Origin of the sequence: Stenotrophomonas sp. GD03777, from assembly GCF_029842485.1 — a bacterium.
Taxonomy (GTDB): domain Bacteria; phylum Pseudomonadota; class Gammaproteobacteria; order Xanthomonadales; family Xanthomonadaceae; genus Stenotrophomonas; species Stenotrophomonas sepilia.
The window spans coordinates 16,055-35,931 of the sequence record NZ_JAOCGL010000019.1 but is presented as its reverse complement, the minus strand read 5'-3'; the positions used below and the strand labels follow the sequence as shown (position 1 = coordinate 35,931).

The 19,877-nt window shown below is 64.8% G+C and carries 18 protein-coding genes and 2 pseudogenes; 8 read left to right on the top strand and 12 right to left on the bottom strand.

Annotation, left to right across the window (positions count from 1 at the left end; all coding sequences use genetic code 11):
- Positions 1-47: 47 nt before the first annotated feature.
- The 10 genes and pseudogenes from N5E02_RS06880 to N5E02_RS06835 form a co-directional block, all read right to left on the bottom strand.
- Positions 48-356, bottom strand: coding sequence for a VirB3 family type IV secretion system protein (locus N5E02_RS06880; RefSeq protein WP_019660289.1), 309 nt, complete (start codon positions 354-356; stop codon positions 48-50).
- Complete coding sequence (locus tag N5E02_RS06875; protein ID WP_046431329.1) at positions 349-756, bottom strand: TrbC/VirB2 family protein; 408 nt, start codon at positions 754-756, stop codon at positions 349-351. The genes N5E02_RS06880 and N5E02_RS06875 overlap by 8 nt, the downstream gene beginning before the upstream one ends.
- 580 nt (positions 757-1,336) lie before the next feature.
- Positions 1,337-1,801: pseudogene (locus tag N5E02_RS20930) on the bottom strand (lytic transglycosylase domain-containing protein); the annotation flags it as partial.
- Between the two features lie 15 nt (positions 1,802-1,816).
- A complete protein-coding gene (virB11, locus tag N5E02_RS06865) occupies positions 1,817-2,860 on the bottom strand; it encodes a P-type DNA transfer ATPase VirB11 (RefSeq protein WP_049415061.1) in 1,044 nt (347 codons plus the stop codon).
- Positions 2,861-2,874: 14 nt separating this feature from the next.
- Entirely contained in the window at positions 2,875-4,146 is a 1,272-nt protein-coding gene (locus N5E02_RS06860) for a TrbI/VirB10 family protein (protein ID WP_053500185.1), read from the bottom strand.
- Positions 4,143-4,922 (bottom strand): TrbG/VirB9 family P-type conjugative transfer protein, encoded by a 780-nt coding sequence (locus N5E02_RS06855; RefSeq protein ID WP_014037652.1) that lies wholly within the window; start codon positions 4,920-4,922, stop codon positions 4,143-4,145. Before N5E02_RS06855 ends, N5E02_RS06860 begins: the two co-directional genes overlap by 4 nt.
- A complete protein-coding gene (locus N5E02_RS06850) occupies positions 4,919-5,974 on the bottom strand; it encodes a type IV secretion system protein (RefSeq protein ID WP_019660295.1) in 1,056 nt (351 codons plus the stop codon). The genes N5E02_RS06855 and N5E02_RS06850 overlap by 4 nt, the downstream gene beginning before the upstream one ends.
- A gap of 89 nt (positions 5,975-6,063) precedes the next feature.
- On the bottom strand, positions 6,064-6,510 hold the full coding sequence (locus N5E02_RS06845) for a hypothetical protein (protein WP_095377175.1): 447 nt from the start codon (positions 6,508-6,510) through the stop codon (positions 6,064-6,066).
- 424 nt (positions 6,511-6,934) lie between these two features.
- Positions 6,935-8,614, bottom strand: coding sequence for a type IV secretory system conjugative DNA transfer family protein (locus tag N5E02_RS06840; protein WP_061480696.1), 1,680 nt, complete (start codon positions 8,612-8,614; stop codon positions 6,935-6,937).
- Positions 8,615-8,649: 35 nt separating this feature from the next.
- Positions 8,650-8,907: a hypothetical protein gene (locus tag N5E02_RS06835; RefSeq protein ID WP_005417248.1), complete on the bottom strand. Its 258-nt coding sequence runs from the start codon at positions 8,905-8,907 to the stop codon at positions 8,650-8,652.
- Positions 8,908-9,037: 130 nt separating this feature from the next.
- Here N5E02_RS06835 and N5E02_RS06830 point away from each other — a divergent pair, with 130 nt between their 5' ends.
- The 6 genes from N5E02_RS06830 (at position 9,038) to N5E02_RS06805 (ending at position 14,022) form a co-directional block, all read left to right on the top strand.
- The gene (locus N5E02_RS06830; RefSeq protein ID WP_049415052.1) at positions 9,038-9,457 is read left to right on the top strand and encodes an HD domain-containing protein; all 420 of its coding nucleotides are present in this window, start codon (positions 9,038-9,040) and stop codon (positions 9,455-9,457) included.
- Positions 9,458-9,584: 127 nt separating this feature from the next.
- Positions 9,585-10,796, top strand: a complete 1,212-nt coding sequence (locus N5E02_RS06825) for an MFS transporter (protein WP_005417252.1) — start codon at positions 9,585-9,587, stop codon at positions 10,794-10,796.
- A gap of 143 nt (positions 10,797-10,939) precedes the next feature.
- Positions 10,940-11,209, top strand: a complete 270-nt coding sequence (locus N5E02_RS06820) for a hypothetical protein (protein ID WP_005417254.1) — start codon at positions 10,940-10,942, stop codon at positions 11,207-11,209.
- A 124-nt stretch (positions 11,210-11,333) separates the two neighbouring features.
- Positions 11,334-11,579: a hypothetical protein gene (locus N5E02_RS06815; protein ID WP_005417256.1), complete on the top strand. Its 246-nt coding sequence runs from the start codon at positions 11,334-11,336 to the stop codon at positions 11,577-11,579.
- A gap of 113 nt (positions 11,580-11,692) precedes the next feature.
- Positions 11,693-11,941: a hypothetical protein gene (locus tag N5E02_RS06810; protein WP_005417258.1), complete on the top strand. Its 249-nt coding sequence runs from the start codon at positions 11,693-11,695 to the stop codon at positions 11,939-11,941.
- A 377-nt stretch (positions 11,942-12,318) separates the two neighbouring features.
- Complete coding sequence (locus N5E02_RS06805) at positions 12,319-14,022, top strand: PAS domain-containing sensor histidine kinase (protein ID WP_065186201.1); 1,704 nt, start codon at positions 12,319-12,321, stop codon at positions 14,020-14,022.
- Between the two features lie 8 nt (positions 14,023-14,030).
- On the opposite strand, the pseudogene N5E02_RS06800 reads toward N5E02_RS06805, so the two are convergent.
- Positions 14,031-15,553, bottom strand: a pseudogene (locus N5E02_RS06800) (FAD-dependent monooxygenase).
- A 79-nt stretch (positions 15,554-15,632) separates the two neighbouring features.
- On the opposite strand from N5E02_RS06800, the gene N5E02_RS06795 reads away from it, so the two are divergent.
- Both N5E02_RS06795 and N5E02_RS06790 read left to right on the top strand, forming a co-directional pair.
- A complete protein-coding gene (locus N5E02_RS06795; RefSeq protein WP_279946109.1) occupies positions 15,633-16,277 on the top strand; it encodes a TetR/AcrR family transcriptional regulator in 645 nt (214 codons plus the stop codon).
- 72 nt (positions 16,278-16,349) lie between these two features.
- A complete protein-coding gene (locus N5E02_RS06790) occupies positions 16,350-18,491 on the top strand; it encodes a TonB-dependent receptor (RefSeq protein WP_279946108.1) in 2,142 nt (713 codons plus the stop codon).
- 49 nt (positions 18,492-18,540) lie between these two features.
- Here the strand turns inward: N5E02_RS06790 and N5E02_RS06785 are convergent, their stop codons facing one another.
- Positions 18,541-19,863: an XVIPCD domain-containing protein gene (locus N5E02_RS06785; RefSeq protein ID WP_279946107.1), complete on the bottom strand. Its 1,323-nt coding sequence runs from the start codon at positions 19,861-19,863 to the stop codon at positions 18,541-18,543.
- Positions 19,864-19,877 lie beyond the last annotated feature (14 nt).

Here is a 19,877-nt window from a genome sequence, read left to right as displayed (position 1 = left end):
ACAAAAGACCCGGCGGGCGCGGACGCCCGCCAGGCCGGATCCGGACCTCAATCCATTCGGGCCGGCTTGTCGCGGTAATGATTGGGGTTGAATACCCACATGCCATCGTGTTCCTGCACGTTGCGGACTTTCAGCTTGAACATCAGGCGCAGGCCCAACAGGCGGAAGATCATTTCGTCACGCTTGGCCATCTGCCGCATGATGAAGACCGCCACCGGAATGGTGAGCAGGAACCAGAAGTTCGTGTACATGCTGAGCAGCAGCAACCCACCTGCCACCATGAAAAATGGCAGGTAGGGGACGCCCAGGAACATCGCTGGGCGCGTGCAGCCGCGGAACACGACGTTCTTATGCACTGTAGTACTGAATCACGTGGTTGATCAGGTAGGAGGTGCTGGTGCCACCACCGCACTTGCCGTCGCTACCCTCGCCCAGCAGCATGCGCGCAATCTGGCCGGCGGCACCGATCAGCACGCCACCGATCAGGATCGGCGCGACGTCACCGATGCGCTTGTGCGCGAAGGCGATCTGGTAGCCAGCGAAGATCACCGCAATGGTCACGACGGCGATCGAGGCCATGTTCAGAAGGCCGTTGATGTTGGAGAAGAAACCGCAGACCTTCTTGTCGGTGCCGCCGAAGTCGGTGCCGGTTGCGAACACCTGCGGGGCGAACAGTGCGCCAACGAAGATCGTGGCCATCAGCAGGGTCTTCAGCGTGCGCTGGGCCTGGACGAGGTCGAGATTGGATCGCTTCATGGATTGATTTCCTTGTTGATGGACTAACACAACTGAATCGACCAGCCGGGGGACTGGCCGCACCACGACTTCGTCAGAACACGAAGGCCGCATCCCCTGCGGGAATCTGCTGCACCGGTGCGGCCTGCACCGGCGCGTTGAATGAATTGTCGGCACCTGCCACAGGCTGGTTACGCTCGCTCCAGGGCCGCAGCATCACGGGCCCCTCATTGCTGGCACCGGCGGCGCCCGGCAACTGCTGCGGCATGGCCATCGCCTGTGCGGGGCCCTGCTGCGGCAGCTGCTGCGGCATGCCAGCGGCCTGCTGCTGCGGATAGGCGGCCCCTTGGCTGGGTTGCGCCTGAGGCTGCATCATCCTGTCCACCGAACCCAGCACCACCTTGGACAGTGCCTGGTCGGCGATGTTCAGCAGGCTGCCCCGCGCCATCGCACCGGTGGACGGGTACACGACATAGGCGCGTGCGGGATCTTCCGACGGCACGTACACCGGGCCATTGGATTGAGCAACGATGCGCGCCTGCGCCGGCGAAGCGAGCTGCGGGTGATGCTCGACCTTCACCGCGCGGCGCTCACCCCGACTGACCACGTCGATCGGTGCGACACCATTGCTGGCAATCTGCTGGCCGCGGCGGATCGAGTCGTAGATCTTCTGCACGTAGCCGTGACGGAAGCCGGTCTCGAAGTTGCCCGAGTAGTAACAGCTGAACGACTTGCCCCAGTCACCACCGGAGCGTTTGTAGCACTCGGCGAGAATGCGCGAACCGGCCTGCAGGTTCGGGCACTGCTGGAAGGCCTTCTCGTAGGAATCCAGCCCGTATTTGCCCAGGTTGTAGCGATTGACCTGGGCCAGCCCGATGGAGAAGTTGTAGCCCTTCTCTTCCAGCATGCGCACCGTCGCCAGCGCTTCATCCAACGCCTTGGGCTGGCGCACCAGTGCACCGCCGACCACGCCGATGGCGTAGGGATTGCGCGACGATTCGACGTTGATGACGTGCTGCATCACATCCATCGACACGGCCATCTCCGGGCACGCCATCATTTCCAGTCCTGGCAGCATCCCTCAGCCCTCCTGCCCCTGGGCACGCCCAGGATTGAAGTCGATGCCGGTGATGTAGCGCGAGCCGGCATGCGCCTTGATATGCACGACGATGTCGATGGTCATCATCAACAGCCGCTTGATCACGTTGAACTCCAGGCCCGAACCCTCGGCTGAAGCCTTCACCATCAGCGCCAGCTGGTCCCAGGTCTGCTCCGGGCTGCCGGCATGACAGCTGGTGATCGAGCCCGGGTGGCCGGACGCGCAGTTGCGGATGAAGTAGAACGCTTCGTCACCGCGCAGCTCGGCCAGGATGATGCGCTCGGGCTTCATGCGCAGGCAGGCTTCCATGCAGCTCTTGGCCGTCACATTGCTGGTGCTCTGCCCGCCCTTGGAATACAACAGGTGCACCACGTTGGGCTGGGTCAGGAACAGCTCGCGTGCGTCCTCGATGGTGACCAGGCGCTCGTTGTCCGGGATATGGTTGACCAGCGCCTTCATGAAGGTGGTCTTGCCGCTGCCGGTCGCACCGGATACCACGATGTTCTTGCGGTACATCACCGCACGCCGGAAGAACTCGGCGTACTCTCGCGAATGACGCAGCTCCAGCAGCTCGCGATCCTGCTCGCTGATGCTGCCATCGCTTTCCAGGATCTGATTGAAGAAGCCGTCTTCGTGATACTGGCTGAGCGACTTGGTGTGCTTGGACGGCAGACGGATGGTGATCGACACCTTGCCTGCATCACATGCAGGCGGAATCACGAACTGCGCACGCTGGCCAGTGGGGAACGTGAGCGACACCACCGGATCGGCATCGGTGATGCGCTGGCCGGTGTTGCTCTCGTTCACCACCGCCGTGCAGAACTGCCGGGCCCGCTCGAAGGTCAGGCTCGGCACGTCCACCCGCTGCCACCCCGCCCGGGTTTCCAGGTACAGCTCACCGGGACGGTTGATGCAGATTTCCGTCACTTCCGGAGAGGTCATGTACTCGGCGATGCCCAGCACTTCGTACTGATAGCGCAGGAAATCGCTGGAGACGAGGGCGAGGGGTGACACTTCGGCGTCCATGATCGTTCGTTGGGTTACCGGCGGGGATGCAGCACGTTGGTGAAGTCGACGTCCTTGGCGACGTAGACGTTCACGATCGTGCCCTGGTTGATGGTGACGGTCGGCGGACGACGGTTGCTGCTGAGTGCCTCGTTGGCCAGGCGCTCCATCGTGCGTGCGGTAGCACTCTCATAGGGCGACTGCACTGTCATGCCGTTATTGGCGATGGTGGTCGTCTCCGGACCGTGTTCGGCGGCTGCGTACTTGAAGGCATCGGAAATCAGGCTGATCATCAGCGCCGAAGCGATACGGCTACCCCAGTGCGCGCTGTACTGGCCCGGATGACCGGCGCCACCCAGCTGATCCACGCCCGGGCTGGACATCGCAACGTCGATGCCATTCGGTGTGGTGATGCGATCCCAGATCACTTCCACGCGCTTGCCCATCGGACCGCCGCCGTAGGCGCCATAGATCTTGGAGCCCTTCGGCAGAAGCAGGTTGCGACCGTTGATCGAGTACACCGGCTCGGTCAGCAGGCACGAGGTGTAGCCGGCGAGGTCGGTGATGATGCGGGTTTCCAGCACGCAACGCAGGTAGGTGCCACGCACCAGCAGCGCATCGGGGCTTTGGATGTAGGTGGCGCTGGAGACATCCTCGACGTCCGGGCCGCGGCGAACCTTTGCGGGAGCGGTGTTGCCGTTCTGCGCCTGCAGCGTGGCGAGCATGGCCTGTTCGTAGGATGAAGGAGGACCCCCAGCCTGACCCTGCCCTTCACCCATGCCACCCACGCCACCGCCAGACCCGGCAATGCGGCGATCAAGCAGCGAGGGGCCACGCTCGATCTCGCGCTCCTGACGCGTGCCCATCATCGCTGGCGAAATGGCATTGCTCTCCTGCGGCGGCAGCGGTGGCAGCATCGGAATCGGGTCAGCGGGCTGCATCGCCTGCGACGGAACCGGATCCGTCTGCACGGCGTCCGGCAGCGTCGGCGTAGACACGCGCGCAACTTCCGGCACCTTCTGCACGGCATTCTTGTCATCCTGCCCCTTCCGGAACAGCAGGAAGCCCATGGCCACAAGCAGCAGCACGATACCGCCGAGGAACAGCAGCGCCTTGCGGTTCAACCGCTGCTCTTCGGCCGAGCGCAGCTGCGGCGCGGCCGCATCCAGATCCGGCGCGGGCTCGGCCTGGGTCGTGCCGAAGTAGGGATTCGACGGCGCGTCCGCGGCACCCTGTGCGCCGTACGGGCTCTGGCTCTCGTCGCGTCCGTTGTTCGGGTCGTTTCCGGGAGTGTTCTGCTGGCTCATTTCTTCACGTTCCTTCGCAGGCCGACGACGAAGTCGCCGTGGCGGATGACCAGGTACGGGTGCGTCCCGTGCACGATCAGCGTATTGCCTTCAACCGTGGTGTTGACCACGAAGTCTTCACCGTATTCCGTTTCACGACCGAACACCGCCGGGAAGATGCCGGTCTTGTACTCCGGCGAATTCGGCAGTTTCAGGTAGGTGAAACGACCATCGTCGTAGGCGTTGACCGGGATCAGCCACCCCATCTTCTTCGCCTTGCTGGTCGAATAGGAGTAGTTGAAGTTGTACTGCCGGTCCTTGGCCAGTTCCGAGCTCAACAACGGCTTGGCCTCTTCTTCGACCGCTTCCTGGGCGACACCGAACACGGTGTCGTTGGGATAGACGAAGGCGATCTTGTACTGCACGCCTGCACGGCGTGCCTGCTCCAGCTGGCGCCAGTCGGTGGCTACTACCTTCAGTTCGAAGATGTAGGAATGGGTCTCGGTGCGCACCATCATGTTGGTGTCGACGTCGACGTTCTTCGGCTTGAGGTAGAACACGTTCTCGCGACGGGTCAGTTCCCAGCCGCTGCTGAAGCCGGTGCTGTAGTCGAGGATCTTCTCGTTCGGGCTCAACTCGATCTGGGTGGTCAGGCCCAGGCCGGTGCGAACCGGATAGATGCGGTCCTTCTCGTACTCGTAGTGGTCAACCGCCTGCGCCATCGCCGCTGCTGAGAACAGCAACGACAACATCGACAGCAGCGCCAGCGCGCTTCCCCTGATATTTCGACTACTCATCGGTTGCTTGCTCCATCAGCAGTTCCGGTGGAATTGTTCTGCGCCGGCCTCATGGCCGGCTGTCCGGGCATGGCCTGCCCCGGCATTGCTTGCCCCTGCACCGGCTGACCCGGCATCGGTTGGCCCTGTACAGGCTGTCCCGGCATTGCCTGACCCGGTACCTGGCCGTTGGCTGGCACCGCGACCGGCTGGCCGGTGGCCGGGTCGATCATGGTGGCCGCGGCCGGATTGTTGGGATCGTAGACACCCTGCGCCTGCTGCGCGGCCTGCGCGGCCTGCTGCGCCTGTGCCTGCATGGCGCCGTCATCCGGCACCGGCACGCCACGCGAGTAGTCGTTGTCGACGCGGTACTCGGTGACCTGGAACGCCAGCGGATTGAGGATGCGATCCTGCTCGGACAACGCCAGGTTCTGGTTGTACTCGAAGCGCATCGTCACCAGCTGGTTGTCCAGGTAGGTAGAGACGCCGGTGCGCTTGTCCAGCAGGCTGCGCTGGATGCGCACCGAAGCGCCGCGGAAGCTGCCGTTCGGTTCTGCGCCCAGCGGCGTGATGCTGAGGATCTTGACCCGGATCGCGCGTTCGCGGCCATACATCACGAACGGGTTCTGCGGATTGTTGCCGGCATAGCGGACACGCATGGACTGCGCCACCGGATCGGTAGACATCACGAACACCAGTTCCCAGTCACGCAGCCCCATCACCGCCGAGTCGTACGATTCGCGCGCGAGCACGTACTGGGCGACGTTACTGCGATTGATCGCTTCGTTGGTGGTGATCGTCTCGCCCTGGAACGTGCCACTCAGGCGCGCGACGGTCGCGGTACCCGTGTAGGCATCGGCCATCACCAGGAACGGCACCTTCTCCTTCAGCGGCAGCATGTAGTAGTAGCCCCCCGCCAGCGCGAGCGACATCAGCAACGAGCCCGTGGCGACCCACCACGCGCGCCGCTCGCTGCGGCGCGCCATGTCGGCCACGGTGATCTCGTAGCTGACCGCCTTGGCGACCGACTGCTCGACCTTGGGACTATTGCCGGGATCCTTCTTGCGGAACATGGATTCTTCCGTACTGCTGAAACATCAATGGGCGTGGCACCCCTGCGACAGGCGCGGGGAGCGGCACGTTCGATGATTTCGAGGTGGGCTCAGGTGCCGCTCTTGGAATCAGCGCCCTGCGCCGACGCGGTCGGCGTCGAGCCAGCGCTCTGCACAACGATCTGGTTGCCAACGATGGAGACGGAGATGCCCTGCGCCGCATAGGCTGCGGTCAGATCGATCACGGCCTGCTGTGCGTTGGTGGTGTCGATGTTCGAGACCGCGCCATACAGAGTGAAATCCGAGCTGAGGCGGTAGTCCAGCGTGCGCCCGGAATCCTTGGCCCAGCGCTCGAGCATGGCTTTGAGCGTGCCATCCATCGGCGAGGCCTGGTAGACGTAGCTGGAGTACAGCGGAATTTCGGTCGTCGTCGCAGCAAAGCGGTTGACCGGCTTCCAGCGGCCTCCGAAATCCGGAGCGGACTTGGTGGCGCAACCGGCCACCATCAGCGCCGCCACTGCGGCGATGGACATTTTCGCGATAAACGCCTGATTCATACGGGCTTCACTTTGACGTACGAAAAAGCAGTCCCGAGCATTGGTCCCCTGGTCGTCCGGCGCTGCATCGCGCACGCCGGAATCGGAGGGACACGCTGTGTGCAGCGCACCCACTCCGGCTCCCCTGCAGCCCAAAGGCTGCCAACCAGGTCGCGGGGCCATCGGCGCAGCCGACAACACATCCGCATACCTCACCAACGTCGAAACCATCCTTGTTTCCATGGCACAAACTCCTGGCCACCCTGCTGCTACATCTTCGACATCCAGCACACACTTCTGGACGACATGCACAGGGTCGCACCACCACGCGTCAATTCCATGTCAGACAAGTCTGAAAATCCATGAACAAATGCCAAATTCTTGACCGAAATCACGAATTCACATCCTTAACTTCGAATCAAATTCACAAATTAAGCGTCGTGAATTAGACGTTCAGCATCGGAACGTCCACCTTCGGCAGCAGCCTCGAAGTGAAGTAGCGGTCCTTGTAGTAGCGGATCTTGTCGCACTTCACCGGATGCGGTATGCCCTCATACAGGAACACCTCCATGTCCGGCCCCATTGCCTTCAGCTCCTGCGGCAGCATCAGCGCGCGCCGTTCCTCGGTGAAGTTGTGGGTCTTCTCGCGGGCATGGGTGACGTTCTTCTTGCGCACCGTGGTGTAGCCCAGCATGTCCGAATAGTCATTGGCATCCTGTTGCTCACGCGGCGCGTACAGGATCTGCAGGGCATGGTTGGTGATGATGGTGCGTGACACTTCCCGGCCGTAGGTGGCGTCGAGCTGGGACATGCTCTGGATGATCGGCAGCAGGCGGATGTTGTAGCCAGCCATGTAGGACACCGCCGAGGCGATGATCTCCACTTTGCCGATCGAGGTGAATTCGTCCATCAGCAGCAGGCACTGGTACTTCAGGTCCGGGTTGGACTTGGGCAGTTCCTTGGTGTTGAGGTTGATCAGCTGGCTGAAGAACAGGTTGATTATCAGCCGGCTCTCGGCCAGCTTGTTCGGCTGGATGCCGATATAGATGGTCATCTTCTTCTTGCGGACATCGGTCAGCAGGAAGTCGTTGCAGCTGGTGGCCTTGTCCAGCACCGGATTGATCCAGGGATTGAGCGGTTCCTTGAAGGTGCCCAGGATCGAGGCGAAGGTCTCATCGGCCTGCGACAGCATGTTGGCGAACGCCGAACGGGCGTTGGCGCTGAGGAACGGCCGCTCCGACAGGGTCTTGAGGTACTTCTTCAGGTCGGTGCCGTCGCCGGAGGACAGACGGTACACCGCACCGAGCGTGGGGGTGCCGGCGCCGCCCGGGAAACCGCTGCTGCGCTCGTCGTCCCAGTTCTCGAACAGGTACAGGGTGAAGGCCATGAACGCGTTGCGCGCCTGGCTGACCCAGAATTTCTGGTCCTCGGCCCCGTCCGGATACAGCATCGCGGCGATGCTCATCAGGTCCGAGACGCGGAAGGCCGGATCATCGGAGACGTAGCTGAGCGGGTTCCAGCGGTGCGTGCGCCGGTCCTCGGCGAAGGGATTGAACAGGTAGATTTCCTGGCCTTGGCTGGCGCGCCAGCCGCTGGTCAGGTCGAAGTTCTCCTGCTTGATGTCCAGCACCACCAGCGATTCGCCGTACTCCAGCAGGTTCGGGATGACCACGCCCACGCCCTTGCCCGAGCGGGTCGGCGCGGCCAGGATCACGAACTGCTGGCCATCCAGGCGCACCAGCTTGCCGCCATGGCTGCCGACCACGATGCTCTGGCCGGTCTTCTTGAACATGCCGTGCTTGGCCAGGTCGGCGCCGGTGGCGAAGCGCGCGTCGCCGTGCAGCGAGCGCTTGTCCTTCTTCAGCAGCAGCACCAGGCCGGCCACCAGCAGCACCAGCAGGGGCAGGCCGAAGCCCACGTAGCCAGCCCATTTGATCTTGCCCACGAAGGGCGCGACCTGCGGTTGGCCGATGGCGTGGACGTACTGGTAGTAGGTGTTCCAGGTGAACAGCTGGGTGTCCAGCCCCAGGAACAGCAGGGTCAGATAGCCGGAAAACACGAAACCGAGCAGCAGGGTCGCCAGCGTGATGATGGCGATGAGCAGATACTTCTTACTGGGCAACACCCGAATCCTCCATGATGCGCACGCGGCGCGACGGCCTAGCGGTGGCGCCAGCGCGACGCCTTCTTCCGCAGGTGGTTCTCGTTTTCCAGCCCGGGCTCCTCGCCCTCTTCACGCACCAGTTGCAGCAAGCGTTGGCGCGCTTCGGCCAGTGATATCAGGTCGGTCAGACGATCCCCATCGTCGGCGACGACCGCATGGCCGACCACATCGCCGGGAGCGTACACCGGCTCGTAGGACACCGCTACCAGCTGATAGCGTCCACGGGTTTCCAGCACATGCCTGAACTCCTGCATCTCACTCCTCCTTGTCGGGGCAACACTGCGTCCCCTGCCTCGCCATCATGCCCGTGGCAGCGTCATGGGCGCATCCACAACCGCTGCGGCTTTTGCGCGAAACTGTGCGCGGATATCCAAGGAGACTGCAATGGACTGGGTAGCACTTGCCCGTACGCTGGCCACCGAGGCCCACGCGGGGCAGATCGACAAGGCCGGCCAGCCTTATATCGGCCATGTGGCGCGGGTGGCGGCCGCCGTGCGCGGCGACGATGACGCCGAAGTGGTGGCCTGGTTGCATGACGTGGCCGAGGACTGCCCGGCGTTTGCCGCGCGGATCGAGGTATTTCCGGCGCCGCTGCGCGAGGCGGTGCAACTGCTCAACCGCGATGCAGCTCCTGACGCGGACAGCTACTACGCGCGCATTGCCGCCCACCCGCTTGCATTGAAAGTGAAGCGCGCCGATCTGGATGACAACGCCGATCCACAGCGGCTGGCGATGCTGGACGGGACCACGGCAGGGCGCCTTCGCGACAAATACGCTCATGCCCGGGCGGCGCTGGGCATCTGAGCCCGCCGCGAGGCGGCGCGGAGGGCCGGCGTGTCACCGATCAAACGCTGATTTACTCTGAGTGCTGCTGCTCCTGTTGCAGTGCAGCAGTACAATGAACGGCTCCCCCGCCCCATCGCGCCCCCGCATGAGCCCCAACTCTTCCCTGGCTGCGCGGCTGACGCCCCGCCAGCGCACCCTGATCATCCTCGCTCTGTCACTGGGTGGCTTCGCCATCGGCACCAGCGAATTCGCCAGCATGGGCCTGATGCTGGAGATCAGCCGCGGCCTGTCGATTTCCGAAACCCAGGTCGGGCACCTGATCAGCGCCTACGCCATCGGCGTGGTGGTCGGTGCCCCGATCCTCGCCTTCGTGGGTGCCAGCTTCCCGCGCCGCAAGCTGCTGTTGGCGCTGATGGGCTTCTACGCGATCGGCAACCTGGCCAGCGCGCTGGCACCGAATTACGGCACGATGCTGGTGGCACGCTTCGTCGCCGGCCTGCCGCATGGCGCCTACTTCGGCGTTGCGATGCTGGTGGCCGCTGCGATCAGCCCTGCCGGCCAGCGCGGCCAGGCGATGTCGCGGGTGCTGCTGGGCCTGTCGATCGCGATCCTGGTCGGCAATCCGTTGACCACCTGGCTGGGCCAGCAGTTGAGCTGGCGCACCGCCTTTGCCCTGGTCAGCGTGCTGGCCATTGCCACGGTGGCGATGATCGCGCGCTTCCTGCTGCCGGACCCGGACGAAGTGCGTACCTCGCCGATGCGCGAACTGCGCGCCTTCAACACTCCCCAGGTGTGGCTGGCGCTGGCGATCGGTGCGGTCGGCTTCGCCGGCATGTTCTGCGTGTTCACCTACCTCGCACCCACCCTCGTGCAGGTCACCGGTGTGGCCGAATCGTGGATGCCGCTGGCAGTAGGCGTGTTCGGCATCGGCGCGATCATCGGCAACATCGCCGGTGGCTGGCTGGTGGACAAGTTCCACTTCAAGGCCGCCGCCGTGGTGCTGCTGTGGTCGATCGTGATGCTGCTGCTGTATCCGCTGGCCGCACAGTCGGTGTGGACCATCGGCCCGATGATCATCACGGTCGGCACCATGGGTGCGCTGGCGGCGGTGCTGCAGACGCGCCTGATGGACGTGGCCGGCGAAGCGCAGACGCTGGCGGCGGCCTCCAATCACGCCGCCTTCAATACCGCCAACGCACTCGGCCCGTGGCTGGGCGGCATGGCGATCAGCGCCGGCTTCAGCCCGGCCAGTACCGGCTATGTCGGTGCAGCCACCGCGATCGGCGGCCTGCTGCTGTGGTGCGTGGCGGTGATGCTGGACAGGAAGCGCAAGACCGTCGCCGCCGGCAACCACTGAAGAACGGACGACCGCATCCACAGGTCAACCGTTCGACTGAGCCGGCTTCGTCGCGCTCCTGACGCGCGATGAACACATTTCGTGGATGTGCATTTGGGCACAGTGCAGCCGACGCCGTTTTCTCGGCCTGCACCGGACCCACAATGCACCACCCTCGCGCCCCTGCCCGCCACGATGCCATCGCCTTGCAGGCCGGCATGCTGGGCAGCGTGTTGGGGGTGGCGTTGTCCAAGGCCATCGCCTTGTCCGCGTTGGCAGCCGATTCGATGATGGGGATCGGGCTGTGGGTGGTGGCCTGCGCACTGCTGGCTGCCTGGGCGCTCGCAGCCTATCTGGCCTGCCTGGCGCTGAGCCGTCGTGTGTTCGTGCTGATGGTGGCGCTGTGCATGGTGCTGATGATCTGCATCGCCTGACCCAGCAGGGGCCGGACTATCGCGCATTTGTTACAGAATAACAAGTGCAATGGGTCCGATTGTGCATGCCCGGCGTCACGGATTTGAATTCCATGACCATCCTGGCATTACCCGAGGCCACCCCATGAACCTGCAGCCTTCATTCCGCGCCACCCTCACTGCCATCGCTCTGGCGTCGCTCAGCGCCTGCGCCACCTACGACGACAGCGCCATGCATCCGACCTGCCAAGAGTCACCCCATCTGAAGGATCTGCCACGCGAGGTCGCTGCCCGCGAGAGCCGTTGCAACAAGGGTGTGGAAGTGTGGTCGAGCGAGCGCGGCGGCAGTGACAAGCCGCTGGACCTGAGCGGAAAGAAAAAGGATCTCTGAAATGGAGCGCTGCCGGTTGCCGCAGCTGTCTTGATCATGTCCATGCACCTGGCTGACTGGCCCATCACAACCGGCGCGCGACGATGAGGTCTCCCCACCCTGTCGAGATTCAGATGCCGGACACTGCCCACCCTGTCATTCGCGCGTTCGAGGCCGTGTTCGATCTGTCAGGGGGCGTGCAGCGCATCACCGCGCTCACGGTCACCTGCCGGCATTGCACATCGACCAGTTCGGCCAGTGAGGACAATCTGGTGCACTTGCCAGGTGGAGCATTGTTCCGCTGCGACGGGTGCGGCTGCCATCAGCCGGTCAGCCATGCCCGGCTGTCGGACTGGCAACCGGCGTCGTTGCTGGGTATCTGAGGACCGCGACGTGATAATGACTGCGGAACAGCGGAAAATACTCCAAGCGATCGCCGCTGCAGAACCGGTGCGCGGTGATGCCGCAACCTGGGCGGTGACCGCCGGATGGGCTGTACAGGCAGAGGACGGGGATATCGATCTCACCGAGGCTGGCCGGGATGCGCTCACCGCGCAGGCAGGTCGTGAGGGCTAGACCCGCCGCTCAGGCCAGCTCCGCCTCCCTTCGCGCTGCGCCGCGATAGCGGCAACCTGCGGAACAAGGGGTGCATCGCTGCCACGTCGGCGGCGAAGTGGCGAGGCCTTCATGTCGGCGGTGTGCAGAGCGTCATGACATGCGCTCGGCTATGCTGCGCCACCTTCCTGCGCCAATGGCGGCCATGCATCCTTTTCCCCTGCCAGTCTCTGCACCTGATCAGCTCGCCTACCGACTGCTGCAGGACAGTGACTGGGCCCGCTCGGCCACTGCCGCAAGCGCACCCGCCGAACTTCGCACGTTACTGGCGATGATCCTGGATTCGCCAGAACCCCTGTGGCTTGCCTGGGGCAAGGAAGACAAGGCGTTCTTCTTCAATGATGCGTACCTGCCCATGCTGGGGGAAAAACTGCACCGCGCGATGGGCAATCGCCTGGAGGATGTCTGGGCGGACGTATGGCCGGACGTGGTGCAGGCCGTCAACGATGCCTTCGCCGGCACCAGCCGCAGCTTCAAGAACCTCCCGTTGATGATGGATCGCGACGGCACGCTGCGTGAAACATTCTGGACGTTCTCCTATTCGCCGCTGCGCGTCGGCTGCGGCAGTGTGGCCGGCATCCTGTGCGTGGTCAGCGAACAGACCGAACGGGTGATCGAGCGCGACCTGCACAGCCGCCAGGTCGCGGCGATCACCGAGCAGGCGCGGGAGGCCCATCTGGAACTGGTGCGCGCCCGCGAGCAGCTGCGCCAGTCGCAGAAGCTGGAGGCGATCGGCCAGCTCACCGGCGGGGTGGCCCACGACTTCAACAACCTGCTGCAGGTCATCACCGGTTCGGTAGACATGCTCCTGCACACGTGGCCGGCAGACGACACCCGGCGCCGCTACATCCAGGCCATTGCAACAGCGTCGGACCGCGCCACCAAGCTGACCGCGCAACTGCTTGCATTCTCGCGTCGCCAGAGCCTGTCGCCGGAGGTCTTCGACCTCTGCGAAAGCGTGCACGCGCTCTCGGATATCATCACCACGGTACTTGGCGCGCGCATCCAGGTGTCGTTGACATTGCCCGATACACCGATGCCGGTACTGCTGGACCGGACCCAGCTGGACACCGCATTGATCAACATCGCGGTCAATGCCCGCGACGCGATCGAGGGACACGGCCGGGTGACCATCGAAGTGGAACGGGTAACCGCCGTGCCTTCGGTGCGCTTCGCCGCGCCGATGAAGGGCGACTTTGCCGCGATCAGTGTGACCGACACAGGAGCGGGCATCGACCCTGCGGTGGTTGACCGCATTTTCGAGCCCTTCTTCACCACCAAGAGCGTGGGCGCTGGGACCGGGCTCGGTCTCAGCCAGGTATTCGGCTTCGTCAAGCAGTCAGAAGGCGAGGTGGACGTGCAGAGCCAGGCCGGCGCCGGTACCCGCTTTACGCTGTATCTGCCACTGGCGCAGGCAGGAGAAACGGCGGAACGGCCGGCGGCGCAATCGGGGCTGCAGCATGGTCATGGCGTCTGCGTGCTGGTGGTGGAAGACAACGTCGACGTGGCCGAATTTGCGGTGGGCGCCCTGCGCGAACTCGACTACAGCGTGGTCCTTGCACGCAATGCGGACGAGGCCCTGGCCGAGCTGGAACGGGATGCCGCGCGCTTCCATGTGGTCTTCAGCGACGTGGTAATGCCGGGCATGAACGGCCTGGATCTGGCCCGTGCCATCCGCGCCCGCTTCCCGGAGCTTCCGGTGATCCTCACCAGCGGCTACAGCGAATTGCTGGCGCGGGATCCTGGCCATGGCTTCACCCTGCTGCGCAAGCCGTACTCATTGAAGCAGCTGGCCTCGGTGATGACCGAGACCGGGCACCGCGCCCAGGCCATGATGGCATCCCCCTAGCGCGCCGTTCACCACGGCAAACCGAACCAGCGTTCCAGCGAAGACTCCAGCCCCGACGTGTCGCCGCCAGCATCGCAGGCCCAGGCCACAATACCGTCAGGGCGGACCAGCAACGCACCCAGTCCCATCGCATCGCGCGCCGTGGATATCACGCAGGGAACCGAGCGTTGCCAGCGCGCAAAGATCGGGCCGAGTGAAACGCCGGTATCGAGCCCCAGCAGCACGCCCTTCCCTGCGCGCAGGAGCTCCCCCATGCGATCGCCATTGGCCAGCTGGACGTCAGGCGCGCTTTGGCCAACCCACGGATGCTCGCCGTTGAACACCGGTGGTTGTGCCACGCCCCACAACCGCTCAGCGAGATAGGTGGCACCGTCGCGGGTCGCGGCCAGGTCGGCGAAGACCGCCGCCAGCGCGCGCTGCCCTGGGCCTGGTCGCATCAACGCCACCTGCGCACGCGACCAGTCGAGCACCCGCGCGCCGATCGGATGGCGCTCCGCCTGATAGCTGTCCAGCAGCGTCTCGGCGGCGTCGCCTCGCGCCACGGCGGCCAGCTTCCACCCCAGGTTCATCGCATCGCCGATGCCGAGATTCAGGCCCTGCCCTCCCAGCGGCGAATGCATGTGCGCCGCATCACCAGCCAACAGCACGCGGCCGCTGCGATAGGCCGTGGCCTGGCGCGCGGCATCGGTCCATGTGGTGGCCAGATGCAACGCGGTGATCGTTGCCTGGCGCCCGGACACCCGCCGCAGCAACGCCTGGGCGGCGTGCAGGTCCAGTGGCCTGCGGTGGCCTGCGCCACCGTCGAAATCGGCCAGCGCCAGCACGCCCGGCGGGTTGAAATTGCACATGCCGTATTTGGTGAACCGACGCCCCGGGGTGAGCACCGACGGATCGGCCAGTTCAACCTGCAGCGTGTACCCGGTGAACTCGGGCGCCGTCCCTGCGAACTCGAAGCCGGAGTGCTTGCGTACCGTGCTGCGGGCGCCATCGCAGCCGACCAGCCATCGGCCCCGCATCAGCCCGCGACCGGTCTGCACCTGCATCTGTGCGTCGTGTGCCTGCACTGCCTGCACCGTACAGCCCCGCTCGATCTGCACACCCAGCGACATTGCGCGCTCGGCCAGCACCGCCTCCAGCGACTGCAGCTCCACCGCCATCTGCATGGGTACCGGGGTCGGCAGGCGATCACGCCAGCGTCCGCTGTCCACGTCATCCAGCGCGAACGGAATGCCGGCGAAGTGGCCTCCCAGCGGCCGCGGTTGTGCCAGCCAATGGGCGGTGCCGGGCGGCGGTGCGCCCTTGTCCGGCTTCAGCACTTGGCGGGCTGCGACCGCGTCCAGCAGGCCGCGCCGATCCAGCGCTTCCAACGTGGGCGCGTTCAAGCCGCGCAGGCCAAATGGCAGGCGCTTCAGGGCTGAATCGGGCGACTCAGCCTGCTCCAGCAGCAGGACCGAACAGCCGGCCTGGGCCAGCTCGCAGGACAGGAACAAGCCGACCGGGCCGGCCCGGCAATGACAACGTCGTACAGCATCAGGTTCCCCCCTGCGCCGGCCCGGCGCTCTGGTGCGCACAATGTTACACTCGGTGTACGTTTACACAAGCCAACCGCCATGACCCCGCCCCAAGGCCGTCGCGAGCAACGCAAGGCACAGACCCGACAGGCAATTTCCGATGTCGCCACCGCGCTGATCATCCGGCGTGGCTTCGAGGCGGTGTCGATGTCCGAGATCGCCAAGGCCGCCGGGGTCTCGCGCAAGACAGTCTTCAACTATTTCGCCAGCAAGGAGGACCTGGTATTCGACCGCGACGAGGAGGCGCGGGCGTTGCTGCGCGAGGGCATGGCGGCGCGCCGCGGCATGACGCCGCTGGCCGCCTTCCAGTCTCTGATGAGGGAGCTGCTCGACAGCGGCCATCCCCTGTTGCGGATCAACTCCGGTGCAGCGGCCTTCTGGGCCACCGTGGCCGACAGTCCGGTGCTGGTCGCGCACGCGCGACGGCTGCAGGCACTGCTGGCCGACGACCTCACGCTGTTGATGGCAAGCGCGGTCGGGCGGCCAGCGGATGATGCCGAGGCACGCCTGGGTGCGGCGATGCTGCTGGCGTCGATGGTGGCGGCCTATCAGGGAGGCCTGGCCAGCCAGCAGGAGGGTGAGGATCCGCGCCAGGCGGTGCTGCAGCTGATCGTACGCGGCGGCACCGGCGTGCTGGTGGCCCTGGCCGGCACCCCGTATACCGACCCGGGCCCGCGTCCATAGTGCATCCGGGGGATAGGTCCCGAAGCACTGCAAATGCTAATCTTTCTCATTTGCGGCCCAGCCTCGTCCCTCATGCCCTTTCCAACCCCGCTCAAGCGCGCCCTCTGCCTGGCGCTGCCCCTTTCCCTGGCTACACCTGCACTGGCTTCCGAGGCCTTCGCTGACGCCCCGAAGGACCTGGACAAAGTGGAAGTCCGCGGCCGCGCGCAGACCCTGTATCGCACCAACGATGCGGCCGTCGGCACCCGCACCGATACCCCGCTGGAACTGGTACCGCAGTCGATCCAGGTCGTGCCGCGCGAGCTGATCGACGACCAGGCGGCGCGCCAGGTCACCGATCTGTACCGCAGCATCAGCGGCATCAGCTTCTTCAGCTATGCCGGCGTCACCCTCCGCGGGTTCCGCCAGGAGAACGTGCTCTACGACGGCCTGCGCGGTGATCCCTATGCAGGCTTCTCGGTGCCGCAACTGTTCAATATCGAACGCGTGGAAGTGCTGAAAGGTCCGGCCGGTGCGCTGTACGGCGGTGGTGATGCGGGCGGTGTCATCAACTATGTAACGCGCAAGCCCAAGGCGCGCGCCGAACGCCGCATCGAGCTGCAGGCAGGCGACAAGGACTTCCGCGCCGGATCGATCGAAGGCACGGGCCCCTTGAATGCCAGCGGCAGCATTCGCTATCGCGCCGGCCTGTATGCCGACAGCGAGCAGGGCGTGCGCTGGAATGCCGACAGCGAAAGCGTGATCGGCGATGCCTCGCTGGCCTTCGATGTCGGCCAGACCGGCGAACTGGTGCTGCAGTTCACCGACATCACCCAGAACCTGGGCGGCAACCGCCTGCGCGGCGTGCCGGTGAACGATGCCGGCAGCTTCCTGACCGACCGGCGATGGAACCACAACGAGGCCAGTGACTTCCTCGACATGCGCGCCAAGGTCGCACTGGCGCAGTATCGTTTCGCACCGCGCGACAACCTGGACGTGGACATTGCCGCGCGCTGGTTCAGCAACAACGAGCACCAGATGTACCACGAGCCGATGGGGCTGATTGATCGTGATCGCGACGGCGTGGCCGAGTGGATGACGCGCCAGCTGCGCAACCAGATCCGCGACAACGAGGCCTTCACCGCCAGCGGCAATGCCGTCTGGCGGATCAACACCGGCCGTATCGAACACAAGGTGCTGTTCGGTGCCGACGTGTATCAGCTCGACGCCGACTTCACCGCGCAGACCGCCAACAGCGCCGACCTGGCACGCGGCGCCGGCCCTGTGCGCGGCATCGACCTGTTCCACCCGGTCTATGGCGCGAGCACCTGGCACGACTACAACCTGGCCGCACTACCCTGGCGCAGCACCGCCACCCGCAGCAAACGCTACGGCGGCTATCTGCAGGATGAGCTGGCACTGGGCACGCGCTGGCATGTGCTGGCCGGACTGCGCTGGGATGGCTTCAAGGATGAGGACCGCATGGGTCGCAGCAGCGTCGATGGCAATGCGCTCAGCTGGCGTCTGGGCAGCACCTTTGCCGCCCGGGACGGCGTGAACCTGTACGCCAACGTCGCCAGTGGCTTCGTGCCGCAGAGTGCCGCCAACCAGAATCCGGCGGCCGGTGGGCCCTTCGACGCTGAGCGCAGCAGGCAATGGGAAATCGGCCTGAAATCCCTGCTGGCCGACCGTGTGACCCTGAACATGGCGGCCTACCGCATCGACCGCAGCAACATCGTGCAGGCCACCGGCGAGGTGATCGGCGGGGTAAACCAACTCGCTGCACTGGGCCTGGTACGCAGCACGGGCATGGAACTGGACCTGCTGGCCGACGTGACCGAGCGCTGGGTGGTGAACCTGACCTACGCCTACAACGACGCACGGGTGAAGGATGCCGGACCGAACGGCATCACCAATGCCTCCGGCGACCGCTTCGCCAATGCGCCACGCAACAAGCTCGGCGTGTGGACGCGCTACGACCTGCCGTCGATCAACTCGGCCATCGGCTTCGGCGCCGACCATGTGGGCGAGCGTGTCAGCCTGGATGGGCAGGCGGTCAAGGCATACACGGTATTCGACATGAGCTGGAAGACCACGTGGAAGCAGTGGCAGTTCCAGGCCAACGTCAAGAACCTGTTCGACAAGGTGTACGCGGCCAGCGGCTTCATCGAGCGCAACGGGCATTTCCCGGGCGAGCCGCGGCGGGTGTATGTGCAGGCGGCTTACAGCTTCTGAGAAGGCCTTCCAGCCGAGCCGGGCGCCCGCTCGGCTCTGCTGCGTAACCTCAGCCCATCCGCATCGCAGGGTTGTCACGCGCGTGGACGTCGTTGTCCTGCTGGCGCTGCATGGCCGCCTGCTGTCGTTCCAGGCTGGCGGCCTCGATCTGCCGCAGCGAGTGTTCGACCGGCGTCTGCACTGCCGTGTCCGTAGGCATGACCGCTCGCAGATGCGCGGGATCGCTCATCTCGCCCTGCACCACGAACACGTTGCGGCCGGCCGGATGCTCGGCGGTCTGCGCGCTCAGCAGCACATGGTCGGCCCGTTCAAGCTGGTTGCGACGGGCCAATGCCATCACGCTCGCTACGAGGCGCTCGCTGTTCTCGTCGTGGGTACGCCCGGCGCCGGCATCGATCGCGGCCACGCCTTCGCGCACCTGTTGCATCAGTGCGTAGCCGCGGTGGCCCGGACCAATGTCGGCCAGGCGGGTCGGTGCCTGCGAGAAATCCGGCACGTCGTCCACAGCTGCGGTCAGCGGGCTGCGGGTGATGGTCCGGTACGGGTCGTCCGGGTGGAACTGGGTGCGTTTTTCCTGGCGCTCCAGACGAACCTCGCGCGCGTCGTTGAGCTCGGCGATGCGTGCGGGGTCTGTGATCTCCCGCATCGACATGTGGCCGCCGCTCGCGCTGACACTGGCCCACTTCCTGTCCGCTGCGAAATACATTGCGTAGTAGCTGTTGCCACCGATGACGTTCGGATCGACCGCCGAGCGCCCTTCCAATGCCTGAGTGGCTTCCAGCACGCTCAACCGGGTGAGGTACTGGCCGCCCTTCGCCCATCCCATCTGGCTGATGGCATCAACACTGGTATTGCCTACGCGCGGGCCGCCGGCATAGTCGTTGTTGAGCATGTTGGTCCAGATCTGCTCCAGCTTCTCGGGGCCGCTCTTCTGTTCAGCCGCCTGCAGCAACACGCGCGGCGTCCAGCAGTTGGGATCGAGTTCATGCCGTTCAAATGCGCGGTCGTGAGCCAGCATCACGTCTTTGCCGGGAAGATTCAGTGCCAGGTCGGATCGCCCCTGCTCCATCCAAAACAGGCGTCGCTCCAGGTCCTGGCGCAGAAGCGTCTGCCCAAACATCTCCCATTGGCGCTCGCTCAGCTGCGCGTCGGGAAAGCCGGAGCCCTTGCCTTCCTGATGCCGGGCATACTCCTGTGCATAGCTGTTTGCAACGCGGCCAGGCAAGCTGTCGTTGCGAACCACGCCCAGCGCAAGCGTCCCATAGCCATCCGCGTCCGGCAGCTGCGACAGATAGTTCCAGTACAACTCGCGGTTTCCAGCCTTGGCATAGCTGGCCAGAATCTTGAGATTTTCTTGCGTCAATCCGCCCATCGCCTGCTCCTGAA